Annotated in this window: 1 protein-coding gene; it reads left to right on the forward strand. The window is 64.0% G+C overall.

Features of this window, described 5'->3' with window-relative positions:
- Positions 1 to 27: 27 nt before the first annotated feature.
- A partial coding sequence (locus tag ACTQ49_RS15055) for a transposase (protein ID WP_441828643.1) occupies positions 28 to 369 on the forward strand: 342 nt, incomplete at its 3' end.

The following is a 369-nucleotide window of genomic DNA, read 5'->3' on the forward strand; positions in this document are numbered from 1 at the left end:
AATCCAGCATGGGCTGGAGGAAGCGAGATGATCATCATCATGGCCAGGAAGAACTACTCGGCAGAGTTTCGTCAGCAGGCCGTTGACTTGTACGAGACCTCTCCGGATGCGACGTTGAAGCAGATCGCCACGGATCTGGGAGTGTCCCGCGGGACCCTCGCGGACTGGGTCAAGGTCTTGGGCAGCGGTGTCAGGACACCCGGTGCGACGCCCCCGTCACCCGCAGCACCGGATGGCGAGTCGACCGCAGCACGGATTGCCCGACTGGAGGCCGACAACGCCCGGTTGCGGGCGGACAAGGCCCGCATCGAGACCGAACGGGACATCCTGCGCAAGGCAGCCAAGTATTTCGCCGGGGAGACGAACTGG

Origin of the sequence: Luteococcus sp. Sow4_B9 (assembly GCF_052116585.1) — a bacterium.
GTDB lineage: Bacteria > Actinomycetota > Actinomycetes > Propionibacteriales > Propionibacteriaceae > Luteococcus.